Source organism: Streptomyces sp. 35G-GA-8 (assembly GCF_023534745.1).
GTDB lineage: Bacteria > Actinomycetota > Actinomycetes > Streptomycetales > Streptomycetaceae > Streptomyces.
In genome coordinates, this window is record NZ_JAMHJQ010000016.1 from 152,093 (window position 1) to 178,548 (window position 26,456).

A 26,456-nucleotide genomic window follows, 5' to 3' on the forward strand; every position below is an offset into this window, starting at 1 on the left:
GGGCAGCCGCTCCGAGCAACTGACCTGAGCAGCCGTTCCGAGCGGCTGATCCGAGCAGCTGATCTGACCCGTTCCACCGGCGGGGCAGAACGCCTTCGGGTGATCTGCCCCGCCTCCCGTTCCAGGAGAACCCCGACATGCTCACGCCCGTAACGCGCCGGAAGACCGGCGTCGGCCGGAAGGCCGGTGTCAGCCGGAAGACCGGCGTCACCGCCCTCGTCCGTACCGTCGCCCGCCGCGCCGCCGCCCTGCCCCTGCTCATGGCCCTCGCGATCGCCGGCCTGGGTGCCGGCCCCGCTCAGGCGGCTGACGGCGACGTCACCTGGACGGTCAGGACGGCCGCGAACGGGTACGGCGACGACCGGTCCAGCTACAGCTACACCGTCAACCCCGGTGGCCAGGTCAAGGACGCCATGGTCGTCGCCAACCGCAGCAAGTCCCCGCTGGAACTCACGGTCTACGCCGCCGACGGCTTCACGACCGACACCGGCCAACTCGACCTGCTCACCAAGAACAAGAAGTCCGTCGGCATCGGCGCCTGGGCCCACGCGGCCCGCGACAGCGTCGTGATCAAGCCAGGCAAGTCCGCCGAAGTCCCCTTCACGGTCAGCGTTCCCGGCAATGCCACCCCCGGCGACTACGTGGGCGGCATACTCACCTCCCTCAAGCAGGCCGACGAGACCGAGGGCATCAACGTCGACCGGCGGCTCGGTATCCGGGTCAAACTGCGGGTCAGCGGCGAGCTCAAGCCGAAGCTCGCGATCGAGGACCTCCGGGTGGACTACGCCGGGACGGCCAACCCGTTCGCCACGGGCGACGCCACCGTCACCTACACGATCCACAACACGGGCAACGCCCTTCTGTCGGCGCGGCAGTCGGTGTCGGTCTCGGGCCCGTTCGGATGGGCCAGGACCGAAGCGGGCGACATCGCCCCGCCGCCTGAGCTGCTTCCGGGGGAGAGCTGGAAGATGAAGGTGCCCGTCCACGACGTTGCACCCGGAGTCAGCCTGACCGCGACAGCGACCCTCACGCCCCTGCTCACCGACGCGTCGGGCTCCACGTCCTCGCTCAAGCCGGTCGAGGCCACCGCACACGGCTGGGCCGTCCCCTGGACGCTGCTGCTGCTGATCGTCGTACTGCTCGCGGCTGTCATCGGTACGTTCGTCCTCACCCGCCGCGCCCGCGCCCGCCGCAAGGCGCGTGAGGACGCCCGCGTACAGAACGCCGTCGAGCAGGCGCTCCGCGACAAGGAGCAGGGCCCGCAGAGCTGACCGGCGCGACGCCCAGTCCAGGGCCCAGAGACCCACCTCGGGGCCCGACTGAACCTGTGCACCGCCCCCGGAGCGGAGAGACATGCCCTTCGGAACCGTCAGGTCCGGGTCGAGACGACGGTGTCGGCTGGGCCGGGCCGGCCCTCGGGGCGGGAGCGGCGTCGGTACGGATAACGGCAGGCGACCTCGGAGAGTTCGCTGGTCAACCAGCAAGTGAACGCCTGCCGGAGCGGCCCCGGCTGAGCCCTCAAGTGGGTCCGTGGACCCTGCGTATGGGCCCCTGCCCGTTCCTAGGCTGCTGTCGGTCGGGGGCAACGACGGCGTGGGGTGGGAGAACAGGTGAAGGGCGGCCGTAGGTTTCGACGTCGGCATCGGCATACGCACGAACGCGGTTGGAGTGACCGGCTGCGACATGACCGGGGGCAGGGCGGGGCCGAGTACGCCGCGATGGTCGGTGTCGTCTCACTGGTCATCGCGGCGATCGTCGGTCTGAGCGTGCCCGCCGACGAGGCGACCGGACTGAAGAGCGCGGTGTGCCGAATACTTCACCCCCTCAGCGGCGCCGAGGCGTGCTCCTCCGGCGACTACGCGGGCGACGAAGGCGGCGGGGACGGCGGCGGTGGCGGGGGCGGTCCCGACGATCCCTTCGTACCCAACGGCGACCCGTTCGAGCCCGCGCGGTGTCTGTTGTCCCAGGACCAGACCAAGGACACCGTCGTCATCCAGATCGTCTTCATCAAGATCAGCAGCTCGGAGACCGTCAAGCTCCAGCAGTGGTCCGACGGCACCGTCACCCTGGAGCGGGTGAACGAGACTTCCGGCGGCGTCACGGCGAGCATCTCCGCCGGCATCCCCGGCCTGAAGGACTGGGGCGGCAGCGCCAAGCTGAGCGGCACCTTCCTGGCGGGCAGCGGCAACGGCGGGCAGTGGCTCTTCAACGGGCACAAGAGCGACGATCCGCAGGCGGATCTGGAGGCCAATCTCAAGGACGCGCAGCAGTTCGCCGCGTACCTCAAGGCGAACGACGGTTGCAAGTTCCAGAGCGGCTACAACCCCGGGGCGGCGATGGGAGCCTGCACCCAGGACGCGGCCTCCAAAAAACCCGATCTCGACCCGGAGTTGGCGCCGGACGTCGACATCACCAAGACGTCCATCGAGGCGTCCGGCAACGCCAGCTTCGGCGGAAAGTTCAAGGGCAACGGCAAGAGCGGCAAGGACTCCGGGAAGAGCGACGGCCCCAAGGACCTCGGCAAGATCTCCGGCGAAGTGCTCAACGGCACGATGACCGAGGACGTCGTCGTCATGCGGTCCCACAGCGGACCGAACGCCGGGAAGATCACCTTCATCTACACCTTCACCGTCAAGGGCTNCCTCGGCAAGATCTCCGGCGAAGTACTCAACGGCACGATGACCGAGGACGTCGTCGTCATGCGGTCCCACAGCGGACCGAACGCCGGGAAGATCACCTTCATCTACACCTTCACCGTCAAGGGCTCGGCCGGCATAGGCGGGGTCGCCACCGGCGAGAAGATGCAACAGGTCTCGGTCACCTACGACGCGGCGGCCTACGACCAGGAGGAGAAGGACGGCGCCCCCCACCGCCCGGAGAAACTGCTCATCACCACGAGCCAGGAAGCCGGGGACGGCACGGGCCTCAAGATCGAAGGAGGCGCCAACGCCGGTCCCGTGACGATCGACGTCGGTGGCGGCGGCGGATCCACCAAATCGCAGATCCACACCGAGTCGGCCGAACTCCTCCTCGACAACGACACCGACAGCACCATCGTCGAGGACTGGCTGCGCGGAAAGGGGAACCCCGCCAAGAACCCGCTTCCCTCCCCCTCGGACGCGGCCGAAGTACCCGACTCCGACGCCAGCGACCTCGAACGGCTCCTGCACGACAAGGGCAAGCTCAGCAGGCTCGACTACAACGCCAACACCGACTGGTGGAACGCCTCGCTCGGCATCGGCTTCGGGCTCTCCGCAGGACAGATCTCCCTCGGCTTCAAGATCTTCGGCATCGAGATGACCCACGAGTCCAAGAACCAGACGATCACCGGCAACCCCACCTACGCCACCGGCCCCAAGAGCGGCGGCGCCCGGCCCTGGGTCGAATGGAAGAACTGCACTCAGACCAAGCCCATCCCCACGTAGACCGCCTCCGCGCCGGGCTTCCCCCCCTTGCATGGTGGGAAGCTCGGCGCGGACGCGGGCGCGGGGTTGGGCGCGGACGCGGAGTCGGAATGGGGCCGGCGTACGGGCGTCAGTTGACGAACGGGACGGCGTCGGCCCGCTTGGCGTGCCAGTTGGTGGTGATGGGCTCGTCGACCAGGACGGTGCTGGGGAGCTTGAGGGAGACGGCGTTGGTCTCGTCGCCCGAGACAGCGACGATGAGCCGGCGGAACTCCTTGCCGTAGTCGGTGTTGGTCGACTTGGGGCTGATGCCGGCGTAGGCGGCGGTGGAGCCGGAGAGCTTGATGGTGTCGGTGACGGCCTGCTCGGCGGGGGATGCCTGGGTGTCGGGGGCGGAGCCGAAGGCGGCGGAGGGGATGGTGCCCTCCAGGTAGCAGGTGATGCCGGGCTTGGCCTTGGCGGTGACGAGGTAGTAGCCGCCCGCCTGCGTCTCCTCGCGGACCTTGAAGGTCAGGTCGTTGGTTCCGCAGACCTGTCCCCAGCCGTCCTTCTGAGCGGCGTCGGCGGTGGATCCGGCTGCTCCGCTGTTGTCCGCGAGGGCGGTGGCGGTGCCGGCGGCCGTGAGGCTCGCCGCGGCGATGGCGGTCAGGACGATGCGGGCGGTACGGGTGGCGAGGCGCGAAAGCATCGGGAGCTCCATGTCGTGGAAGTGCGGTCGTCCGGCGGACTGACCGGACGGCCACAGCTTCTGCCGCGATCCGTCCCGCCCGCCACAACAGCCAGGAACTGCGGGACGCTGGAATGCCGGAATGGCCTCTGACCAGCACAGACGCCATCTGCCTGGGACGTGCGGCTGGGACACGTAAATGGTCGGGACACGAAAACGGTGGGAACACGGAAACGGCGGGGACACGGAAACGGTGGGAACACCGCGAACGGCCGCCGGCGGATCGCCGGCGGCCGTTCGGGATTCTGTTGTGCGGGACGGCTGTCCGAGGCGGCGCCGGGGAGCGCCGCGGTGGGATCAGTCGCGCCCGAAGATCTTCCTGCTGGAGCCGAGGTGCAGGAAGACGGTCTCCCCCGTGGAGTTGTCCAGGCCGTCGTTGTCGGTCACGGCGTAGACCTCACCGTCACCGGCCACGGTCAGCCCCTCAAGCTTCTCCTGGGTCCAGCCGTTCGTCGCGCGCAGGTCGGGCAGCACGTCGTGGGCGAGCTTCTTCGGCAGCACCGGCAACTGGCCCGACGGCGCCGCGGACTTGGGCAGGTCGACCGTGTAGATCCGCTTGATCTTGGCGGACGGGCCGTTCAGCTTGTCCCGCTCGATGACCGCGAGCTTGTCGCCGACCACGGTGATCTCGGAGAGGCCGATCCAGTCCCCCGGGGTCGTGGTGGTGCCGATCCGGTAGCCGTACCAGCTCCAGGTGCCGGCCGCGACGTCGTACCGGCCGAGCCGGACGACCCCTGCCGGGTCGGTCTTGACCTCACGCTGGAGCGTGGCCCAGACCACCTCGCGGCCATTGCGGTCGGTGGTGGCGGTGACTCCCTCGAAGCCCTGGCTCCCGAGCCCGGCGGCGACATCCGCCGGCAGGGGCACGACCTGCTGGGTCTGTCCGGCGCTGTTGAGCCGTACCAGCTTGTTGCCCGCGCCGGTCGCGCCTTCCACCGCGAGCCAGAAGCCGCCCTGCGGCCGGGCGTAGATGCCCTCCGCGTCGTAACCGACCGGTCGGCCGTCGGCGTCCTTGACGGTCAACGACCGGGTGATGACGGCCGGTTGCCGCGCCGCGTCAATGGTCAGGATCTTGGTGGTGGAGAACGCGGCGTCGGTGACGCTGTAGAGCTGGTGCGCCTTCCCGGGTACGGCGGAGAGCGCGCCGAGCACGCCCCAGCCGATCGGCGCGCCGGTGGAGTCGGACGACGAGACGATGCTCGGGAACGCGGGGGCGCCCTTGCCCAGCCGGAAGAGACTCACCGAGGAGCGCACGTTGACGGAGGCGTCGTCCTCCTCGCTGGAGACCGCGAGCAGATCGCGCGACGGGATCGGCAGCAGCCCCTCGGGGCCGTTGGTGGTGGCCAGCACCTGGCGGAAGACCGGGGCGGTCGGCCGGCTCAGGTCGTAGACGGCGACGAAGTTGCTCCGCTCCGAGCCGACGAAGGCGTAACGCACACCGTCGAACTCGGCGATCGCCAGGCCCTCCGGCTCGGTGCCCTTCTTCTCGGACCGGTCCTCGTTGTGCAGCCCGTAGCGCACGGCGATCGACTCGAAGCTGTTGCCCGCGTCCCAGACGACCTTGCCGGTCCGGCTGTCGAAGATGGACCAGCCCCGGGTGCCGCCGCGCCAGTCGCCCTCGTTGGCGGTCGCGACGTAGCGGTCGTCGATCCAGCCCACCGAGTCGGGCTCGCGCGGTACGTCGGTGATCGAGCCGGTCAGGTCGATCGTGCCGTCCTTGACGGTGTCGATGCCCTCGACCGACGCCGTACCGGCGCTGAAGGCCTTGGTGATCCTGCCGGTCGGCAGATCCAGCGTGACGATGCCGTTGTTCTCCTGCAGCGTCACCACGAGCTGGTTGTCGCGGTTGATGGAGACGTACTCCGGCTCCGGGTCGGTCGGCTCGGTGATCCCGGCGGCGACCAGGGCGGGCAGCGCCTTGCCGTTCGACTGGGTCAGCGGCACGGCCCGGGTACGCCACTGCTTCGGCGAGTCGCCCTTGAGGTCGACGATCTGCACGAAGCCGGCCGGAAGCTGGGGCAGGTCGCCCTCCTCACCGCCGGGCGGGGTCGCCTCCTCGTCGCGCTCGTTCTCGATCGCGATGGCGGCGTACCGCTTGTCCTTGCTGATCGCGATGGAGTCGGGCTGGCCGCCGAGGTCATGGCTCGCGACCCGTCGGCGGTCGCGCAGCGAGATGACGTCGAGCCGGCCGGACGGATGGGTGTAGTCGGCGCTGGTGTTCACCACCACCAGAACGTACTGGCCGACCACCGCCACCGAGGTCGGCTCGTCCTCGACGTTGCCGAGCTCGGCCAGCGACAGCGTCCCGAGCCCGCGCGGCTTGTCGGGGTCGCTGAGGTCGAGGAAGCCGATCCGCCGGGCCAACGCGTCGGTGTAGACCAGGGTCCGGCCGTCCTCACTGGCCGCCGAGATCTCGGCGACGGTCGGGGAGGCCGGGTCCTCGCCGGCCGGCCGGTTCTGGAAGACCGGGAAGGTCGCGGTGCGGTCGAAGGCGACCGACCGCCGCGACTCCTGGTGCGAATCCCGGTGAGAGTCCAGGCGCGACTCCTGATGTGCGCTCGCCGCGCCCGTCCCGACCAGCATGCCGGCGGCGACAGCTACGGCTGCGAGCGCGGCGTAGGTTCTCTTAGGGGGCATCATCTCTCCGTTGCACGACAGTGATCGGGCAGGATCGTCCCACCTGCGGGCGAGCACGGAACGGCGCTCGGATGAACAGCCGACGAGGATCGTCGTTGCCGACGAGTACCCGCTCCGCTGGAGCGGCCCAGCACCGGACGGGTGAGTGGCGGGTCGTGGTCCTGGCGGTGGGCACCGTCGCCGGTGGCTGCACCCGCGCCCCGGACGGCAGCCGCTCGGCGCGCTGTCCCTGCTCACGCGGGGGCGGTACCCCCGACTCAACAACGACTACCGGGCGAGGCATGCCTGGGCCCGGATGGTGCTCGGCGAACAATCTTCGCGAGAGCAACACACGGACTTCGCACAGCCTCCCGCAGGTGCCGTTACCTTGTTGCACGCTCGATCAAGAGTGCGAACTTGAACAGGCCGCCGGATCTCCTGGCGGCGCAGGCAGCACAGAAAGATCGCGGATGGACTACTGCTCCTCGTGCCGTCGGACCCTCAACGGGGCCCTGGTGTGCCCCGGGTGTGGCGCGTACGCACCGGACATCGCGCCTCCCGGCCACCGGCAGGGCGTCGCGGCACCCACGACCGTGACGGCGGCGGAGGCGTGGCGGACGCGGGAGTTGCCGGCTTCGGCGGACCACTACGGCGCTCCTCACCCCGATGCCGACCCGGCCGCTCCCGATGCTTTCGGCGCCCCCATCGCTTCCGGGGACGCGATGGCGGACCCGATGGCGGACGCGTCGGGCTCCGGGGCGTCCTACGGCCCGGAGCACGCCATCCCCGCGCCACAGGGCCGCGCCGAGCGGCGCCGCCAGCTGGCGCGCTGGAAGAAGCAGCGGCGCCGGGCCGTGGTCGCGTCGACCGTCGCGCTCGTCGGGGGCGGTCTGACCCTCGCCGTGCTGCCGTCCCGGCCTTCGACCGGACACGACGCACAGGCGTCCATGACACCGGAACCGAAGGCCACGGCCACGATCGGGACGGACGCCACCGAGACCGACTCGTCGTCCGTACGGCCGCGCACCCGCGATCCGCGGGAATCCGGCGGCGGCGCCGACTCGTCCGCGATCACCGGCCCACCGCGGAAGTCCGTCACCGTGGTGACCAGGACCGCTACGAAGGAAACGCGTCCGACCGCCGTCGCCGCCCGCCCCACAGCGACGACGAGCACGCAGCCGCCGCGCACCACCACGCCCGTGACGGCCGACGAACCGCCCGCCGCCGCTCCCCCGGCCTCGCAGACGGCCACGCCTCCTCCCCCTGTCAGTGCCCCCGCACCTCCCCCGCCCGCCGACGACTCCGCGGCGGACACACCGCCCCCGAGTCCCGCGCCGACGACGACGCCTCCGGACCGGCTCTGTCTGCTCGTCCTGTGCATCGGTCGATAGGCCGCGTGAGTTGACGGGCGGCGCTCACCGCCCTGTACGCACGGCCTGGGGATCGCACCCCCTGGGGGGTGGTCCTTGCTCCACCCCCCTTCCGGGAGCAGGCCACATTCCCGTGGCATGCCCGGCACGGACAAGCTGAGGACATGCCGGTGCACACGCGTCCGGCCGGCCAGTCAGCCCTGGAGGAGCCCCCGCATGTCCGACAACACCCTTGCCCCGGCTTCCGCTTCCGCCCGCCGCGGTGACCCCCGGCGAAGTGCCCCCCGGCGCAGGACGGCCGCCCTGATCGCCCTCACGCTGGTCGCCGGGCTGGGTCTGCCCGCCGCGTACAGCGCGGCCTACGCCGACGAGAGCACGGGGGCCGGGAAGACGGTGGCGCGGCAGGACACGCGGAAGGGCGTGCAGAAGATAGCCGACGGGCTCGTGGCCGACGGCAAGCGTCCCGCCGCGCTCATCAGTACGCGGGAGCGGGACGGCCGTACGCGCACGTACGCCGCCGGCGTCGGCGACCTGGCGACCGGCGCTCCGGTCCCGGCCGACGGGCAGGTACGTATCGGCAGCAACACCAAGACCTTCACCGCGGTCGTGGTGCTGCAACTCGTCGGCGAGGGAAAGATCGACCTCGACGCGCCGATCGAGACCTATCTGCCGGACCTCCTCCGCGGCGAGGGCGTCGACGGCCGTCGGATCACCGTACGGCAGCTGCTCCAGCACACCAGCGGGCTGCCCGAGTACTCCCAGGCCGTGGCCGAGAACTTCGCGGAGTTCCAGCACCGCTACGCCGAACCGCGGGAGCTGCTCGACCTCGCCCTCGAAGGCAAGGCATCCTTCCCCCCGGGCACCAAGTGGGAGTACACCAACACGAATTACATCGTCGCGGGGCTCCTCGTCCAGAAGATCACCGGCCGTCCGCTCGCCGAGCAGATCAACAAGCGGGTCGTCGAACGGATCGGGCTCCGGCACACCTACTTCCCGCCGGCCGGTGACATGACGATCCGCGAGAAGCACCCCAAGGGCTACTACGCCGACAAGCCGGGCGCCCCGCTGCGCGACGTCTCGGAGCAGGACCCCTCCTGGGGCTGGGCGGCCGGGGCCATGATCTCCACCAACAGCGATGTCAACCGCTTCTTCACCGCCCTGCTCGACGGCCGCCTGCTCAAGCCGGCCCAGCTCAAGGAGATGCGCACCACCGTCCCGGCCGAAGGCGACCCGGTCCCCGGCACCCGCTACGGACTCGGCCTGATGAGCAAGCCGCTGTCCTGCGGCGGCCTCGCCTGGGGCCACGGCGGCGACATCCCCGGCTACGAGACCCGCGGCGGAGTCACGGACTCGGGCCGGTCCGTCAACGTCTCCGTCACCGTCCTGCCCACGGACCTGGCCGGGGCGATGGAGGTGGACGAGGCGGTGGACGCGGCGCTGTGCCGCTGAGCCCCCTCGGGGTGGCCGCAGGTAGTCGCGGTCCCTTGGTCAGCCCCCTACGCTCCCGGCACCCTCGCCGCGTTGTCGCGAGCGGGCGCGGGCTCGGAGCGCGATGGTGACCAGGGCGCGGATCGGGGCCGGTGGGCGGCGTACCGTCAGGGCCGTGCGGAGCGGCTGGTCCAGGAGTGATGCGGCGACCGCCGGGGCGAGTGGGGCCAGGGGGGCCGGGAGTCGGGCCGCCAGCAGGCCCTTGCTGGTGGCGGCCCAGAGCGCGCGGCCCGCCTCCGTGGGGGCGAAGTGGCGGGTCTCGTAGTCGCGCATCCAGCCCTCCACGGCGGCCAGGCCCCCGGCCCTGTCCCCGTCCCCGTCGTCGGCCCCGTCGCCGGTCGGATCGGGCAGGCCGAGCGCGTTCGCGAGGGCCAGGTGGAAGGTGTACGCCGCGTCCCGTTCCGCTTCGGTGACGGGCCTGGAGCCGTGGGTGTCGATGAACCGCAGCGGGCAGACGGTGAAGCAGGCCAGTACGTAGTGCATCAGCTCGGGCGTGATGCCGGGCCGGTCGTGGACCCGGCGCAGACCCTCGACGACCCGCCGGCCCTCCGCACTGTCCAGGCCCAGTCCGATCAGCGTGAACATGGCCACGCCGGTCGCCTTGGCCCGGCCGCGCGGCTCGTTCGTCATCCGGCCGGTGGCAGCCAGTACGTGGGCGATGTCCGGGATGCCGAAGGTACGGACGAAGCCGAGGGTGAGTCCGATCCGGGACTCCTCCGGCATCGTCTCCAGGACGAGTCGCGCGTAGGCGCGGTAATCGCCGCGCGTTCCGGCGGTCATTCGGCGGCGGTGGCGACGGCGAGCGCCTCGCGGGTCAGCGGGGCGTACAGATAGCGGGCGACCCGTACCAAGTGCGCGCGCTCCTCGGCCGGTTCCGCGTCCAGGCCGGGCAGTGGGGCCTGGTCCTCGCGCGGGCGCGGCGGGGTCCCGGCGTTCAGCGCCTCGCCGGCGAAGCGCAGCGCGGCGGCGACGATCAGCGCCGCCCGGTCGCCGTCGTCGAGGCGGGCCCGCTCGGCGACCGCGGTGGCCGCGGTGATCACCGCCGGATCGACCCAGGGCCGCAGCGTCAACTGCCCGTCGCGTATCTCCAGTCCACGCCGCGCGGTACGCCACTCAAGGTCCCGGAACGCCAGCCGCTCGGTCCAGGCCGACGGGGGCGCCTCCAGGGCCAGCCGACGGTCCGCGCGGTACACCAGATCCCACAGCGGGCGCAGGGCCTGGTAGTCGTGGCGCCGGCGGGTCCAGGCGGCGACGGCCGGTCCTGCGAACCCCGCGGTGATCAGTACGGCCCCGAGCGCGGCGAACGCGGGGCCCACGGCGGTGCTCAGCCACTCCACGCCGTCGACCTCCGCGAAGGCCGCACCGATCGCGATGAGCTTGCACACCACATAGCCGCAGGCCACCAGCCCACCGACGGCGATCAGCCGGATGCCTCGGCGCAGCCACCCGTACGGCAGCCCGGAGGCGTGCCCGGAGCACACCCGGCTGATGTCGATCAGCGCGAAGCCGAACAGCGCCTGGTAGATGATGAGGAACACCGCGATCCGCGGAATCGTCGCGAAGGTGGTGTCGAACGTGAGGGGCGTCTCCGGGCTGACCGCTCCCCCCGTGAAGAACAGGACGATCATCACCGGGACCAGCACCGCGAACACCGCGAGCCGCCGTCGCACCCAGCGCCAGGTGTCGGCGGTCGCCCCGTCCCACACCCGTGCGCCGGTGCGCTCCTTCGGCGGCGTCCACATCCGCGCCAGCACCACGGCGGCGGCGGAGAAGCCCGTGATGCCGAGATAGACGAGCAGGGTCGCCAGATTGCCCCGGCCCGTGAGGCGGTCGATCAGCCGGTAGAGCACCGGGGACGCCACCACGAACGCGGTCGCCGGGGCCGCGATGGTCACGGCGACGACGAGCAGACCGTGGGACGGATCCCGCCGCCACGCGCGGAACTTCAGTACGGCCACGACCCAGGCGACCGTGCCGATACCGAGGTAGACCGCGTTGAACGGCGCCTCGGACATGCCGGACGCGCCGCCCTCAGACATGCTGTCCCTTGCGGTGCTCCAGCGCGGGCGCCAGCTGGGACGTCGTCCCGGCACCGGGCGCCAGCACGAGTATGCGCGTCAACTCGGCCCCCAGGATCTCCGCTTCCTCTTCCGCCGCACCATCGTAGTGCGAGCGGCCGAGGACCAGCCGGATCATGTCGGCGTCGATCGTGGGCAGTTCCACATGGGCCGTGTCCTCGTCGGCCGCCGGGGCCTCGGCCAGATGCCCGCAGAGGAGATGGGCGAGTTCATGGCAGATGATGTGGGCCTGGTGCAGATCCGAGGTCTCCTGCTCGAAGTAGATCACGTCGGATTCCGCGCGGCGTTCGACGAACCCCGACGGCTCGTCGACCCGCATCCGCCGGGGAACGAGCCGTACGGGACGCCCTGACCGGTCGGCGACCGCGGCGCACAGCTCCTCGACCGTGCTCAGCCGCGGCAGATCCAGCTCTCTGACCATGGCCCGCATCCGGCGGCGGGTACGTCCAAGATCTCGCACGATCTCCCCATCAGCCAGCCGCCAGTGCCCCAATGGCGTCTGCTGGTATTCGGTCACGCGTCGGGGCGGCCGTCGGGGCGGCCGTCGGGCAGTCCGACCGCCTTCCGTAGTTGTTCCACAACAGTGAGGGCGGCGTCCTGCATTTCCGGCGGCAGGCCGGCCGCCCGCATCGCGATACGTTCCACCCGGGCGTCCCGCAGCGCCTCGATCTTCCGCAGGTCCCGCTCGACGGCCTGGGCAGTGGCGGAGTCGCTGAAGTAGTCCAGCGGGATGCCGAAGAACTTGGCGATCTTCACCGCGTTCTCCAGGCTGGGTTTCTGTGTGCCCTTGCGGAGGTTCCCGATATACGTGCCGCTCAGGCCGGTCCCCTCGGCGATCTCCGAGTCGCGCCAGGGGCGGCCCAGATCCTTCGGGTAGATCACCGAGATCACACGCCGGAAGCGAGCGGCGAAGTCCAGAGGCTCCGACGGCTCGCCGCTGGCCCCGCTGTCCCCACTGTTGCCGGCGTCGCCAGTGTCGCCGGATCGCAGAGCCGACGCTTCTGAGCGTGGAGAATCGGTGGCCATGTGCCGGATCATAGAACTCTTCGGCCATCGGCGGGGATCACACCGTCGTACCGATTTACACGATCGTTGCGAATAAGCGGGCCAAAAGGCGCACCGCGTGCGGAATCACTGTCGTCCATCAGCCGTGTAATCAACAATAGTTGACTTCTGCTCGGCGCAGGTAGCAGGATCGACGACGCTGGCGCGTGCACGTCATGGGAGACCCCAAAGCGGGACCTGACACCGCGGGCGCTGGGCACCGCTGCCCCACGGGGGTGGGCAACAGTGCCCGGAGCCGGGTTGCCAGGGCCTGTCCTGAGGCCCTCATGGCGCGCTCGCCACGGCTGCGGCCGGGCGAGGGCGGCCATGAGGGCCTGGGAGGCCATGAGGGCCTGGGGGGCTATGGGGGCCTGCGGGCTACGGAGCCCGGGGGCTACGGGGCCCGGGGCCTGACTGTGCGCGTCAGACCGCTGTACGGGCCGCCGTGCGCCTGCGGGCCACGACCAACAGCGCGGCGCCCGCCGCGAGTACGCCCGCACTCGCCAGGGCGATCGTCGGCGTACCGGCGCCACCGGTCTGGGCCAGGGCGCCGGTGCCACCGCCCGCGGTGCCTGCCGTGCCCGCGGTGGTGTTCGGCTGTGCGGTCGCGCTCACCGTGGTCTGGGGCTCGGGCTCGTTGCCGCCCGAACCGCCCGTCGAATCGCCGGTGCCGGCGGCGTCCGTCACATTCACCGTGAAGAACGCCTGGTTGTTCGCCTTGTTGGTGTCGAAGGTCAACTCCGCGCCCCACTCGGACATATGACGCACGACGCCGGTGGTCGTCGCGGGCGCGTCCTCGTCGACCTTCAACACGAACGGCAGCGTCGCGACCTTGCCCACGGGGAACGGCGAACCGATCCAGCAGAGGTAGGCGGGGGCGTCGGGATCAGGTTCGCCCATGCCGTCGCTGTTCGAGAGGCGGCAGCGCTCCGGCACCTTCACCGCCGTCGTGCCCTTGGGGATGTTGACCAGCAGCGAGATCTGGCCATCGGTGGTGATGAGGTCGACGGAGGCGGGGCCGTCGTTGCGGATCTTCGCCGCCAGGGTGACGGTGTCGCCCGGATCGGCGGTGACGGTGTCCCCGGTGACATCGAGGTCGGCGGTGTTGACCGCGTTGACGATCCATCGCCACCGGTCCGTCAAGGACCCGCCGGGCGGAACGCTTCCGTCCGGAACGAGCGCGAGCACGGGCCCGGAGCCGTTGCCGGAGCCGGAGCCGTTGCCGTTGCCGTTGCCGTTGCTGTTGCTGTTGCTGTTGCCGGAGCCGTCACCGCTCTTCGCGTTCGTCGGCACGGTGGCGCCGAGGGGCGTCACCTCGTAGTCCACGAACTCGAAGAGCGCCGTCTTCTTGACGTCGAAGCCCACGGGCGTGGACAGCCGGTACCGCTTGCCCGGTTCAACGGGTGTGCTGATCCGGCACACCGCCTCGGGCAGTTGCCGCCCGTTGCCCGACGGAAGGTCGGTGGTGCCGTAGACGCAGTTCGAGAACCGCTGGGCGAAGGCGAGTTCGTGCGAGGTGCCGAACCGCAGTTCCACGCCCTGGGCCGTCAGCGAGCCGGTGTTGGCGACGGTGATCGGGGCGTCGAGCGTGCTGCCTGGCCGGGCGGTCTCCGTGTCGGTGAGCCGGCTCACGACCAGATCCACCGCGCCGACGGTGACCTTCACGGTGGTCTCGATGACGGTCGCGTTGGAGGACGTCGCGTAGACCCGGGCGGTACCCGTCGTACCGAGCGCGGCGCCCGGCTTGGCCCTCATCTCGATGAGCCCGCCCTCGTAGCCGTCCGGAGCGAGGTCCCCGACAGGCCACGCGCACACGTCGTCCGGGCAGCCGGAGCCGAGGATTTCGGTGAAGGCGAAGATGCCGGACACATCGATCTTGACGACCACGTCCTTGGCGGTGCCGCCCCCGGGGTCGCCCGGGAGGCCCCAACTGATCTGCGGTGGATCGCTCTCGGCGGGCTGCGGCAGCCCGACCTCGTTCCGGACGACGTGCAACTTCAGGACGGGACGGTCCGCCTGGGCGGCCCGCGCGCCGGTCGACTGGGCGGGCCCCGTCGGACCCGCCGGGTTCGCCGGGGCCGACGGGTTCGCCGGGGCCGACGGGTTCACCGGGTTCGCCGGGTCCGCCTGGGCCGGGGCACCGACGAGCAGGGCGCCGAGGAGGGCGGCCCCGACGGCGATCGGGGTGCCCGGCCATCGACGGCGACTGAGGAGTGACATCTCGCGGATACCTTTCCGTTTACCGGACGTTGGCTTCCAGATGTCCTGTGCGACAGACGGGCTCAATGAATGGTTGTGCGGAGGTGAACACTCCGTATCCCCGCGCCCCGCCGCCCCTCCCCTCCCCTCCCCTCCCCTCCCCTCCCCTCAGATCGTCATCGCCTCCTGTATCCAGCGGTTGACGCGGTACGGCAGCCACCACTCCACTTCGCCCACCGCGAGAACGAGACGTTCCTCGCGGAAATCGGCGAGCGCGTCCGCCGGCACGGAGGCCGCGGGGGCGCCGTACGCCAAGTGCTCGATCGCCTCCTGGTAGTGCGGCTCGTCCACGGTGAACCGGCGGAGATCCCCCCAGCGGCGGTCGCGGATCTGGACGAAGCCCGGCCCCTGCCGCCAGAGGCACTTGCCGAGGTAGTGGCCGTTGCGCCAGGTCCGCAGCGCGTCGTCGGCCGCCGCCGGGTCCACCCCCTCGATCCGCTGCGGCGGCTGGAGATGGCTCAGGAGCCGGCCGATCTCCTCGGCGGCCGTCGGCCCCCGCTCCGGATCCGGGCGCAGATCCCACTCGACCAGTACCGCACGGGCCGTCAGATCTCTCACGAGGCTGAGGGTACGTACGGCACGGGCCGCCCCCTCCGGCGTTCCGGTGTCCGTGAGATCAGCGACGCCGGACAGCCGGACGCGGCGCGCGCCCAGTTCCCACAGCCGGTCGCACTCCTCGGGGACGGGGCCGGTCAGCGCGATGTCGCCGAGGAACATCCCCGGCAGCGCGCAGGCGACGGGGTCGTAGTCACGCCAGACGGTGACGGACGGGGCGAGGGTGAGGGTGGAACCGGAGCTGGAACGGGAACTCATCGGATTGGCCTCCTGGTGCGCCTGAACGAATCGACGGATCAGACAACGGTCATGTGCGGCTCGGCGGATGCGGATGCGGAGGCGGAGGCGGATACCGGGTCAGGCACCGGCACCCCCGTATCGGCCGCGTCCCCCTCCGCCCGAGCCGCGTGCCTGTGCCGCATGAAGTCCAGCCGCAGCAGGTCCTCGTTCACCGCCGACGGCGCGATATGCACGTACTGCCCGTTGTCGGTGAAGACCAGCCCGAGCGCCACCCAGCGATCGAGCAGTTCCCGCACCTCGTCCTCCTGGAGCGCCCCGCCCGGCACCCGGCCCGCCGCCTTGCGGGCGAGGGCCGACGGCGCGTGCGGCTGGTCCAGCAGCCGGAACGCGGCGATCTCGTACGGGTCGGTCAGCTCCATCGCCCGCCACTGGAACGCCCTGCGCTTGCTGACCAGGACGATACGGTCGCCCAGATCGGCCTGCGTGAGGCGCGCGTCGGCGTGGTGCTTGCGCCACGCGGCGAGCGCGGCGTTGAGCGCGGTGACCGTGGGTTTGCCGATGCCGCGCTCCGGCGCCTCGAAGACATAGGCGAGACCGTGGAGCTCCTCTTCCGGCAGGTCGTAGGTGAAGCGGTAGTGCGCCTCGGGACGCAGCCCGGAGAAGCCCAGTTCGGGCCGGTTGAAGTAGGGGCTGAACCGCTCGATGGCGATACGGGCGGAGAGGTCGACCGGCGGATTGAGGTGCTCAAGCGCCGGTATCTGCGCGATGACCGGGTCGTAGTCCTCCGCGCTCTCCCCGGGGAAGCCGTGCAGATAGTTCCAGGACACCGACAGGCCGGTCTCCGCGCCGTCGCGGAGCATGCGCACGTTCTGGCAGCCGCTGACGCCCTTGTCCATCAGGTCCAGCACCCGGCTGTTGAGACTCTCGATGCCCGGCTGTACGTAGATCAGGCCAGCGTCGGAGAGCGTACGGAGCTGGGCGCGGCGCATATTGGCCTTGATCTCGATATGCAGCCGCAGGTCGTATCCGCTCTCGATGATCCGGGGCAGAACGGTGGAGAGGTAGCCCATGTCGAGGATGTTGTCGACCACGTACATGTCCAGCACGCGGTGGCGGCGGGCGAGTTCCATGATCTCGTCGTAGAAGGTGTCCGGGCTCTTGCTGCGGAACTGCATGAAGGAACCGTTGAGTCCGCAGAACGTGCAGTGGTGCTTCTCGCCCCACCAGCAGCCTCTGGCGCCCTCGACCACGAGTTTGGGCTCGACCCAGTTACGGGCCACGGAGGCGCCGAGGCGTTCGAAGTAGCCGCTGTAATCGGGCGGCAGGATGGCCGCGGGCGGCAGCGGGCTGGTGGCCATCGCGTTGGCGGTGCTCACGCCGTCCGGGTCGCGGTGGCACAGCCCGGAGACGGTGGAGAGGTCCGGGTGTGCCTTGTCCTCCTTGTGCCCCTTGTCTGCCGCGTGCCCCGTGTCTTCCGCGGGTTCCCCGTGCTTCTCGCGTTCCGCGTGTTTCTCGCCGAGCGCCGCCAGTAACCGCGGAAACGCGGCCTCGCCCTCACCTCGTATCACGTAGTCCACGAACGGGAAGTTGCGGTGGACCGCGGCGCCTTGTTCGCCGTCGCAGTTCGCGCCGCCGATGACGGTCACGATGTGCGGCGCCAGCAGCTTGACCTGGCGGGCGGCCGCGAGCGCGGCGGTGTTCTGCTGGAAGGTGGAGGTGAAGCCGACGACATCGGGGGCCTCGTCGACGATCCGCCGAGCGATCTCGGACACGAATTCCGGCACTATCCGGTGCAGTTCACGGGTCATCCGCATCCGGGACGCGCCGAGCTTCCCTTTCATCGCGGCGGCGAACTCGGCGTCCCGCCAGGCGGGGTCGTCGTACAGCGCGGAGGAGAAGACCCAGTCGCCGCAGCCCATGAAGTAGGAGGCCAGCGCGTAGTACTCGTAGTCCTCGGCGGTGAATTCCATGCGCCGGGTGATCCAGTCGGTGAATTCGAGGTTGGCGTGCAGGACTTCGGCACTGCCGCCCGGCACGTGCTCGTCCACACTCCGCTTGAGGATTCCCAGGGCCAGCGACGGAAGGTCGATGGGCGACCAGGGCATGTTGACCAGCAGTACGCGCATGTCAGCTCCTCGTGGGACGGCCGGAAGACGGAAGGGGGGCGGAAGCAGGGGGCGGAAGCAGGGGGCGTTTCGGACGACCGACCGCGGTCGCGGTCGTGGCGGTACGACCGGCCGGCCCGGCATCGGTGGCCGCCGGGCCGGCCGGCCTGGATCGGATCAGTCCTCTTCCGCGTCTTCCGCGTTACGGAACGGGATGGTGACCGTGACGCCGACGCTCGGCTTCCGGTTCTCCTCGTCACCCTCAAGCGGGTCGTTGTGGATGATGTCCTTCTGCATGGGCGGTTCTCCTCTCGGTGTGTCCGGCGGTACCTGTCCCGGCCGCCGCCGCGGTACGGGCGCGGCCGGAATCCCCCCTCCGGTCGGCGGGGGGCGTCTTGGGGTCGCGGTACGGGGCGCCCGGCGCCCGTGGCGCGCGGGGGCCGCGCAACTCGCGGTCGAGGAAGACCACGGCACGGCGCAGTACGGCGACGTGGTCACCGCCCTCGTAACCGTCGTGCCCGCTGTCGAGCCACATCGACTCGTGGCGCGCGCCTGCGGCGCGGAGGGCGGCGAGGTAGCCGCGTACCTGGCCGGGCGGGCACTTGGCGTCCCGGGTCGCGGCGACCACCAGCAGCGGCGCCCGTACCCGCGACGCGTACTGGATCGGCGAGCTGCGGGCGTACGCCTCGGGCACCTCGTCGGGTGTGCCCCCGTACAGCCGCTCGTCCAGGGTGCGCAGCGCGGGGGTGGTCGTGCGGTAGGCGGCGACACCGTCGGCGACGGGCTTGACGGCGACGCCCGCCTGCCACAGTCCGGGGCGGGTGCCGAGGGCCAGCAGGGTGAGATAGCCGCCCCACGAGGTGCCCCAGAGTCCGACGGCGTCGGGACGCGCCAGCCCGCGGCCGATCAGATCGGCGCGGACCGCCACCAGGTCCTCGACCTGGGTGAGCCCCACGCCCGCGCCGAAGGCCCGGCGCCAGCGTGGTCCGTAGCCGGTGGAACCGCGGTAGTTGACGCGCGCGACGGCGAAACCCGAGGCCACGAGCGAGTGCACGACGCCGTCGTAGGCGTCGCGGTCGTGGTCGGCGGGACCGCCATGTACGAGGAAGACGACGGGTGGCGGCGTGCCCCGGCCCTTCCCGGGGCCCCGCCCCTTCCCGGGGCCCCGGCGCTCATCGAGGCCAGGGCCCTCGTCGAGATCCTGAGGCTCGTCGAGGCCAGGGCCCTCCGGCAGGCTGAGCCATGTGTGCACAGGACCGTCCGGGGTCGGCGTCCACAGGTCGCGGTGGTCACCCGGTACGCGCCCCGGCACGGTGCCGAGGGCCGGCAGCGCGGTACCGGCGGTGGAGTGCATACGTGGCGGGTGGGCCGTATCCGTCCACAGGTAGTGCACGTCGCCGCCGACGCGCGGCGCCGCGTCCAGCAGACTGCCGGGCGGCGTCGGCACACGGGTGAGCGTGCCGGTGTCGAGCCGGGCCCGGTGCAGGGTGCTGCGGCCGTGGCGGTCCTCCCTGATCAGGACGGAGCGCCCCTCGCCCCCGCCCCCTTGTCGGCCCCCGCTCCCTTCCCCGGGGTACCAGCGGGCGGTGATCTCACTGTCGAACGCGCACCACGCGTACGTACGGATCCCGGTCTCGGGGCACCAACTGGCCAGCAGATAGCGGTCGTCGTCCTCACGTACCAGCAGCAGTTCGTCGCGTTCCGCGGTGGGCGCGAAGCCGAGCGACCAGAGTCTGCCGTGTGCCCCGGAGCCGGAGAGCACGGCGCGCGGTGTGCCGTCCGTGCCGAGAACGGTCACGGCGTGCGCGGAACCGGCCGGGCCACTGATCGCCAGCAGACCGGCCGTGGCGGTGATCCCGGACAGTGTGGCGTGCTGGTCGACGCGCGTCACTTCGCGTGCGGAACCGCCGCGGCGGCCCAGATGGACGGTGGTCGTACGCCCGTCCCCCACCCCCAGCCCTATGGCGACCGTCCCGTCGTCGCTCACGGCCAGCCCGCGCGGGGTCCCCTGGGGCACGCCGGTCAGTCCGGGGAGGTCGGGTCCGCCGTGGAAGGGCTGGAACCGCCAACGGCCCTCGCCGTGCGCGTCCTCGTCGAACCACCACACGTTCGCGTCCCGGTCGATCGTCCCGTGCAGCGTGCCTCCCGGCCGATCGGTGACCTGGCGGGCGCGGCCGGTCGCGGCGTCCCACGCGAAGACCTCGCACCGGCCGTCCGCGTCGGCGGTGAACGCCATGAGCGCGGGATCGGCGGCACAGACCTCGGGCAGGGCGGCGAGATAGACCTGATAACGGGAGCCGGTCACGCGCCTCGCCCCCTCGTGGGTACGTCGCTCACCGGCACGTCTCCCACCGGCACGTCGCTCACAGACACGTCCCCCGTCGGCACGTCTCCCGTCGGCACGTCGCTCGTCGGCACACCCCGCGCCAGTACGCGCTTGGCGCCGAACGTCGTGTGGAGCGCCAGGAGGGCCAGCACCCCGGCGCACACGAGAGCGGGTACGGCGGCCCCCGCGTGTGCCGTCAGCAGCCCGGCCAGCGCGGGCGCCATGGCGGCGGCCCCGCCCGCGGCGGTGGCGAGCACGGAGCCGGCGCGGGCCTGGAGTTCGGGCGGTGTCCCATGGATGGCGCGGGCCTGGAGGATCACGGTGGCGAGCGGCATGATCAGGCAGAACCCGCCGAACAGCGCTCCGTACGTCCACGGTTCCCCGGCCGTCGCGAGCGCGGCGGCGAGCGGGATCATCAGCCACGACACCGCCACGACCGCCCACGTGGGGCTGAGCCGACGGACGAGCCGGGGCGCGGCGAGCGAACCGGCGAGTCCGGCGGCGCCTGACAGTGCCAGGACCAGGCCCATGGGCGTGCCGCCGTGGCCGCTCTCCTGCAAGGTGAAGACGGCGTCGTAGTACAGCGCGGCCAGTACGCCGTTGACGGCGGTGGTCCACACAAGGACCAGCCGTAGCAGGGGCGTTGCCCGGACGAGCCGGAATCCGGCGCTCGCCTCGGCGGCCAGGGCCGACCAGGTGCCCCGTACGGAACGACGCGCGGAAGGCCCCCCGGAGCGAGGCCCGGAGCGAGGCGCGGGGGGACGCCCGGAGCGAGGCGCGGCGCCGTCCGCCTTGAGGTTCGAGCGCATGGCCCGGACGCACACGGCCGTGACGGCGTACGAGACGGCGTCCAGCACGAAGGGCAGCGCGCGCGAAGCCTGGTACAGCATGCCGCCCAGGGCGGGTCCGGCGACCAGGGCGCCGCGGTCGCCCGCCTCCAGCCCGGCCACGACGCGTGGCAGGTTCTCGGGCGCGGAGATCAGGGCCACCGTGCCGCGCGCCGCCGCCTCGTAGCAGGCGGTGGCGGTACGTTCCACGAGTACGGCGGCGAGCAGATGGACCAGCGACGGCCGTCCTTCGGCGACGGCGAGGGCCACGGCCACGGAGCCCATCGCGAGCGCCGAGACCACCGCCGACCAGAACATCACCGGCTTTCGCGCGCCCCGGTCGGCCGGTACGGCAACGAGCGGGCCGAGTACCAGCCCGGTCGCCGTGGACACCCCCGCGACCAGCCCCACCACCGCGGGCGAGTAGCCGAGCCCGAGCAGCAGCAGGGGCAGGACGACGCCGGACGCCTGGCTGCCGAGGGAGTCGGCGGCGTTCGCACACCAGAAGAGCCGGACATCACGCTCGATGTCCTTGCTCCGGACGGGAGATACGGCCTGGACGCGCGAGCCACCCGTTTCGGGCACAGAAGATCCCACGCGCAGCCCTCCCCGTTTCCGCCGTCGTCAGACTCGAAGTCACATGCGAAGCAGTGCTGTTCTCAGTGCTGTTCTCGACAAAGATGCGCAGAGAAAGATGCGCAGAAAACGTGCAGGAATTGCAACGCTCGGGAGCTTAACCAGGCCCCGATGTGAAGAACAAGGACGCCCGGACGAGGGCTGGTTCGATTTCGCACGGCCGGCACAGGGGTACGCCGGGGCCTTCGTACAGCAGCATCGGAACGGTCGGTTCTTACCGCGTCCCGCGCCCGCGACCACGCGTCCGGCACGGGGAATTCGGATCACGACGGCACGGCGCCCGGGGTTCCCGCTTCGCTTTGGCATTCGCGGCGCCGGAGAAATCATCCGCGCGGAAGGAGCCGCGTGGAGATCGTCGGCCGGATCGTCCACGACTGGACCGGACATAAGCCGGAATTCCCCGCTCCGCGCGGGGTACGGCGTCTGAACAGCGCGGGGAACGAGCCGGGAGGCCGTCGCACGGCCCGGACCACACGGCACGCCACAGCGCCCGCTCACGTCCGCCGCGCACCGTCGGGACCACCGCCGCGCACCCTCGTCCCCCCGGCCCCCGGCGCCGTACCGAGCCTTCCCGGTGGTGAAGGCAGCCACCCCGCCGACCCGCCGCACGACACGCACGAGCGCGCGTCACGACCGTACGGAAAGGAGCCCGGCGGACGCGCCCCGGCCCACGCGATATCCGGAATCCCACCCCCCGAATCGAGACCGGCCCGCGCTACGCGCCCAACTTATTGGCCGGAAACGAACGCGATGCCCTGCGTGCGGCACCTGGTCGTGGCCGGCCCAGGTGGGGCGGGCGCCATTGCCGGGAGGGGCACTAGATTTGAGATCTGCCGCTTGCCACCGTCAACGCCTGGGAGCGTACGAGCCCGTGAACGAGCCGATCGATCCTGCGAACCCCGGTATCGACCACTTCGGGCCGCGCCACCCGTCCAGTTGCAGCGCTGGCTACGGCTGGGGGACGACAAGGGTGCGGAGTTGCGCGTACGCCCCGACGGCGCCGTACAGGCGGTCGTACTGTCGGAGGTGATCCCGGACATGTATGTCAGTTCCTCGGTGGCTCTCCTGAACCGTTCGCTCCTCGCCCTCGACCGCGCCCTCCCGCGCATCGCCGCCGCCGACGGCCGTGCCTGATGCCGGGCCATTACGGCGCGGTGTGGCTGCGTACGGTGCTGCCGCACGCGGAGTTCACCCACAGCTTCGACTACGGAGAGACGGCGGAGTCGCGCGAGGCGGGTTTCAAGGAACTGATCACTGAAGCCGCCCGGCAGGCGCGGGAGGGTCGGTGAGCCCGGGAGGGACGGCGAGCGGAGGCGGTGCGACGACCGGAGGAGGCTCGCCGCCGATGTCGCGGGCGGGATCACGCCTCCTGCCGGACGTGATTGCGGCATTCGGCCTGGAGGGCGTCGTGCTCTTCCCGTACGCGGAAGCGGAATCGTCACCGCTTTCTGTTCCGGCGTCGTCCTTTCTGAGTCGCGTCGGAGTCCCGAACGACTACTTCTTCATCTCCAGGGGCGGTCCGGAGGAAGACGGGGGCGCGGTCGAGGAGTCCGTGCACGTCGGCTCGTGGGCCGCCGACGAGGATTTCAGTTTTGATGTGCCGGAGGAATGCAGGTCCTGGCTGATCGTGGGGCACTTCCCCTGTGCGGCCGCGGCCCTGAATCCCGCGGATGACCATGTCTATGCCTTCTCCTACGACGGTGACGGCAAGCCCGTCCTGATCCACCGTGACCTTGAGTCGCTCGTTCGATCCCTCATCACACTCAAGTACTTCTGTGAGGAGCGGGAGGAGAATGAGGACCTGGAACCGGAGGAGCTGCGGGCCAGGATCGATTCCTTCGACCGGCTTCCTTTCTCCGACGAAGCGTCGGAGTGGAACCGCATGTACGAGGAGATCGTGGACGGAATCTTCTGATCTCACCTTCGACCTGGGTCACCACGAACTCGTCGCGGGCTCCGTCAGCGGGCGGCGGCCAGTTCCGTCAGTGGGTCCAGTCGTACGGGGTTCCAGCCCAGTTGCCCGCGCGCTCGGGCGCCGGTGAATCGCTGGTCCAGTGCGAAGGCCTCGGCGATCGGCCCCATCTCCTTCGTCGCCTCGTCCATGGTCAGCCGGCGGATCGCGCCCGGCCTCCCCATGGCCCGGCTGAGTGCCTCGGAGACCTGGAGCGCGGTGGGGTTCCGGTCGCTGACGCCCGCGTAGACCGATCCGGCCGGGGCCGCCAGCGCGAGCACGTACAGCTCGGCAAGATCCTCGACATGTACCAGGGACCAGTGGTTGGAACCGTCCCCGACGACCGGGACAGCGCCCGCTTCCCGCCCGGGAGCCGCGTAGAACATCTCGATCAGACCGGCCGAGCGCCCGTACACCAGGCCCGGCATCACCACCACGGGCCGCTCGCCCGTGGCAGTCCGGGCGAGGACGCGCCTCTCGTTCGCCAGGCGCCAGGCCGTCAGCCTCGGCGGGTTCAGCGGCGCGTCCTCGTCGGCGACCCCTGCGGTGTCGCCGTAGACCCATACCCCGCCGGTGTGCACGTACGGGCGGGCTCCCGCGCCGTCCTGCATCGCCTCGGCGGCGGCGCGGTCGACCTCGGCGGCGTCCGCACCGGCGTGCTGCCCCAGGTGCAGAACACCGTCCGCCCCGCGCGCCGCCTCGCGGAGCACGGCCACGTCCGTCAGCTCGCCACGGACCGCGCTCGCACCCAGGCCGGTCACGACCCGGTCGGCGGCATCGCTGCGGACCAGCGCCGCGACCTCGATACCCCGCCGGACCAGCGCCTCGATGGTCGCCCGGCCGACGTATCCGGATCCTCCCGTCATGAAGACCTTCATGATCGTTCCCTTCGTCGCCGGTGAACCCGGTCGCCGGTGAACCGGCCGCCGGTGAACCGGTGGACTTCCTCGGCGGTGATCTCGGTACTACCGACTCTGCTCGCGACCGGGACCGGCGGTCCAGCGCCTCATCCGCCGCCCGTCCTACCCGACAGGTATAAGGCCAGGTCAGGTGGTTGCTGGTGGGATCGGCCGATCAGGTGAAGGGGTGGGCGGGTGATGTCGGCGATCGACGGATTCGTCAACGTACCGCTGACGCGCGAAACGTCAGTCCGCGCAGTACATGTCCCGCGCCGGTCGCCGCCCCGAGGTGAGGAACTCGGTGACCGTACGGTCGCCGCAGGCGTTGCCATTGCCCAGATAGACACCGTGCCCGCCGTGGTCGACCGTCACGAGCCTGGCGCGGTCGCCGAGGGCCTCGCGCATCTTCAGTGCGCCGAAGTACGGGGTGGCCGGGTCCCGGAGGCTCTGGATCATCAGGATGTTGGAGGGGCCCTCGGCGGTGATGCGGGTGGGCTTCTCCGCCGGCGCGTCCTTCCAGAAGGAGCAGGCGAAGGCGTTCGCCGGCATCCCGGCCGTGAGCGGGTGCCGGACGCGGTCGGCGGCCACGGCGCGCTCGTACGCGGGGACGGAACCCGGCCAGCGCACGTCGTTGCAGATGACCGCGGCCGTCACCGCCGCGTCCTCGTCCCGCAGCGGCTGCGCCAAGTCGGCCGGCAGGACCGGCTTTCCGGCCGGGGCCATCGCCGCCCGGATGATCCGCGCCAGCTGGGGAAAGGAGGCGTCGCTGTAGAGGGCGTTCTGGAGTGCCTGCCGCAGCCGGTTGCCGGTCAGCGGGGTGCCCGGCGTGGTCGACTCCTTCGGTTCGCGGTCCAGCTTCGTCGCGAGCGCGAGGAACAACGGCTTTACGTCCTCGGTCCGTCGGGCCAGCCGGAGTCCCGGCTCTTCTTGCTCGCGGGCCGGATCCGCCGCCCAGGCCGCGAAGTCGGGGAACCGGTCGTCCGCGCCCACCGCCATGTTCGCCGCCCAGCCCCGCGCGACCCGGGCAGGGTCCGGGTCGCCGCTGCTGTCCAGCACCCAACGGTCCGTGTGCCGCGGGTACTTCTGCGCGTACACGGCCCCGACGTACGTCCCGTACGAGACACCCCAGGCGGACAGCTTCTCCTCGCCCAGCGCCCGCCGGAAGCGGTCGATGTCGCGCGCCTCGTTCGCCGTGGTGAGGCTGCGCAGTACGGGTCCGCCGTTACGGGCACAGGCGTCGGCGATACGGCGGGACCGGGTGACGCTCTCGGTGATATCGCCGCCCGGCCCCGGCCAGGGGCGGAGGTTCACCAGGTCCCGGTCCGCCGCGTCGAGGCCGCAGCTCGCCTTCGTACTGCCGCCGACCCCGCGCGGGTCGAAGCTGACGATGTCGTACGCGCCCGCCATCTCCCTCCGCAGCGCGTCCCCCTTCTGCCCCAGCTGCCGCACCCCGGACCCGCCGGGCCCGCCGGGGATGAACAGCAGCGTCCCGCGCCGCGCCTCGGGCCGCTCGCTGCGGAGGCGGGACACGGCGAGGGTGAGCTGAGGGCCGTGCGGGTCGCGGTAGTCGAGCGGTACGGGCAGCTCGGCGCACTCCTGCGCGACGGGGGCGGGGTCGACGGACTGGGCCTGCTCGGCGGCCCCGGCCTGCTCGGCGCAGGGCCGCCAGTTGAGAGCGGGTACGGCGGTGGACGCTTGCGCACGGACCTCCGGGGTCACGACGGCGGTCAGGGTCGTGGCGACGCCTGCGGCCGAGAGGGCGAGGACGAGGGCTCTGCGGTGGTAAGTCGTCATGCCCCAAGGGTTGTTGAGCCGGGACCCGCTGCCCATGCGGCAGGCATGACAGCGCGGCTGGGGGTAGCCCCCGCGACGGTACGACCGCGACCGACCGCAACCGACCGCGCCCCGGTGCGGCACGCGCCGGCCGCGAG

At 71.2% G+C, this 26,456-nt stretch carries 19 protein-coding genes; 6 read left to right on the forward strand and 13 right to left on the reverse strand.

Features of this window, described 5'->3' with window-relative positions:
* The first annotated feature begins 137 nt into the window (after window positions 1–137).
* Complete coding sequence (locus M1203_RS31480) at window positions 138–1,271, forward strand: WxL protein peptidoglycan domain-containing protein (RefSeq protein ID WP_308404936.1); 1,134 nt, start codon at window positions 138–140, stop codon at window positions 1,269–1,271.
* A 2,263-nt stretch (window positions 1,272–3,534) separates the two neighbouring features.
* Here the strand turns inward: M1203_RS31480 and M1203_RS31485 are convergent.
* Window positions 3,535–4,092 carry a DUF4232 domain-containing protein gene (locus M1203_RS31485; protein ID WP_249953231.1) on the reverse strand — a complete coding sequence of 186 codons (558 nt, stop codon included), beginning with the start codon at window positions 4,090–4,092 and terminating at the stop codon, window positions 3,535–3,537.
* Between the two features lie 336 nt (window positions 4,093–4,428).
* Window positions 4,429–6,768, reverse strand: a complete 2,340-nt coding sequence (locus M1203_RS31490; RefSeq protein ID WP_249953232.1) for an esterase-like activity of phytase family protein — start codon at window positions 6,766–6,768, stop codon at window positions 4,429–4,431.
* A gap of 449 nt (window positions 6,769–7,217) precedes the next feature.
* Here M1203_RS31490 and M1203_RS31495 point away from each other — a divergent pair, with 449 nt between their 5' ends.
* Together M1203_RS31495 and M1203_RS31500 are read left to right on the forward strand one after the other, a co-directional pair.
* Window positions 7,218–8,138 (forward strand): hypothetical protein, encoded by a 921-nt coding sequence (locus M1203_RS31495; protein ID WP_249953233.1) that lies wholly within the window; start codon window positions 7,218–7,220, stop codon window positions 8,136–8,138.
* Window positions 8,139–8,333: 195 nt separating this feature from the next.
* Window positions 8,334–9,566: a serine hydrolase gene (locus M1203_RS31500; RefSeq protein WP_249953234.1), complete on the forward strand. Its 1,233-nt coding sequence runs from the start codon at window positions 8,334–8,336 to the stop codon at window positions 9,564–9,566.
* Between the two features lie 39 nt (window positions 9,567–9,605).
* On the opposite strand, the gene M1203_RS31505 is transcribed toward M1203_RS31500, so the two are convergent.
* The 9 genes from M1203_RS31505 to M1203_RS31545 all read right to left on the reverse strand — a co-directional run bounded on the left by M1203_RS31505 (window position 9,606) and on the right by M1203_RS31545 (window position 21,636).
* On the reverse strand, window positions 9,606–10,385 hold the full coding sequence (locus M1203_RS31505; protein WP_249953235.1) for an oxygenase MpaB family protein: 780 nt from the start codon (window positions 10,383–10,385) through the stop codon (window positions 9,606–9,608).
* Window positions 10,382–11,644: an MAB_1171c family putative transporter gene (locus tag M1203_RS31510; protein ID WP_249953236.1), complete on the reverse strand. Its 1,263-nt coding sequence runs from the start codon at window positions 11,642–11,644 to the stop codon at window positions 10,382–10,384. The genes M1203_RS31505 and M1203_RS31510 overlap by 4 nt, the downstream gene beginning before the upstream one ends.
* Complete coding sequence (locus M1203_RS31515; protein WP_249953237.1) at window positions 11,637–12,143, reverse strand: hypothetical protein; 507 nt, start codon at window positions 12,141–12,143, stop codon at window positions 11,637–11,639. Before M1203_RS31515 ends, M1203_RS31510 begins: the two co-directional genes overlap by 8 nt.
* 53 nt (window positions 12,144–12,196) lie before the next feature.
* Window positions 12,197–12,709 (reverse strand): helix-turn-helix transcriptional regulator, encoded by a 513-nt coding sequence (locus tag M1203_RS31520; RefSeq protein ID WP_249953238.1) that lies wholly within the window; start codon window positions 12,707–12,709, stop codon window positions 12,197–12,199.
* Between the two features lie 441 nt (window positions 12,710–13,150).
* On the reverse strand, window positions 13,151–14,947 hold the full coding sequence (locus M1203_RS31525) for an LPXTG cell wall anchor domain-containing protein (protein WP_249953239.1): 1,797 nt from the start codon (window positions 14,945–14,947) through the stop codon (window positions 13,151–13,153).
* A gap of 147 nt (window positions 14,948–15,094) precedes the next feature.
* The gene (locus M1203_RS31530; RefSeq protein WP_249953240.1) at window positions 15,095–15,799 is read right to left on the reverse strand and encodes a DUF5825 family protein; all 705 of its coding nucleotides are present in this window, start codon (window positions 15,797–15,799) and stop codon (window positions 15,095–15,097) included.
* A 38-nt stretch (window positions 15,800–15,837) separates the two neighbouring features.
* Window positions 15,838–17,907: a RiPP maturation radical SAM C-methyltransferase gene (locus M1203_RS31535; RefSeq protein WP_249953241.1), complete on the reverse strand. Its 2,070-nt coding sequence runs from the start codon at window positions 17,905–17,907 to the stop codon at window positions 15,838–15,840.
* 241 nt (window positions 17,908–18,148) lie between these two features.
* Complete coding sequence (locus M1203_RS31540) at window positions 18,149–20,191, reverse strand: alpha/beta hydrolase family protein (protein ID WP_374404454.1); 2,043 nt, start codon at window positions 20,189–20,191, stop codon at window positions 18,149–18,151.
* Entirely contained in the window at window positions 20,188–21,636 is a 1,449-nt protein-coding gene (locus M1203_RS31545; RefSeq protein ID WP_249953242.1) for an MFS transporter, read from the reverse strand. Before M1203_RS31545 ends, M1203_RS31540 begins: the two co-directional genes overlap by 4 nt.
* A gap of 975 nt (window positions 21,637–22,611) precedes the next feature.
* Between M1203_RS31545 and M1203_RS31550 the strand changes: the two genes are divergently transcribed.
* The 3 genes from M1203_RS31550 to M1203_RS31560 all read left to right on the forward strand — a co-directional run bounded on the left by M1203_RS31550 (window position 22,612) and on the right by M1203_RS31560 (window position 23,590).
* Window positions 22,612–22,809 (forward strand): hypothetical protein, encoded by a 198-nt coding sequence (locus M1203_RS31550; protein ID WP_249953243.1) that lies wholly within the window; start codon window positions 22,612–22,614, stop codon window positions 22,807–22,809.
* Window positions 22,809–22,964, forward strand: a complete 156-nt coding sequence (locus M1203_RS31555) for a hypothetical protein (RefSeq protein ID WP_249953244.1) — start codon at window positions 22,809–22,811, stop codon at window positions 22,962–22,964. Before M1203_RS31550 ends, M1203_RS31555 begins: the two co-directional genes overlap by 1 nt.
* An 89-nt stretch (window positions 22,965–23,053) precedes the next feature.
* Entirely contained in the window at window positions 23,054–23,590 is a 537-nt protein-coding gene (locus M1203_RS31560) for an SUKH-4 family immunity protein (RefSeq protein WP_249953245.1), read from the forward strand.
* 44 nt (window positions 23,591–23,634) lie between these two features.
* On the opposite strand, the gene M1203_RS31565 is transcribed toward M1203_RS31560, so the two are convergent.
* Together M1203_RS31565 and M1203_RS31570 are read right to left on the reverse strand one after the other, a co-directional pair.
* Window positions 23,635–24,504: an NAD-dependent epimerase/dehydratase family protein gene (locus tag M1203_RS31565; RefSeq protein WP_249953246.1), complete on the reverse strand. Its 870-nt coding sequence runs from the start codon at window positions 24,502–24,504 to the stop codon at window positions 23,635–23,637.
* Window positions 24,505–24,771: 267 nt separating this feature from the next.
* Window positions 24,772–26,319, reverse strand: coding sequence for an alpha/beta hydrolase (locus M1203_RS31570; RefSeq protein ID WP_249953247.1), 1,548 nt, complete (start codon window positions 26,317–26,319; stop codon window positions 24,772–24,774).
* Window positions 26,320–26,456: the final 137 nt, after the last annotated feature.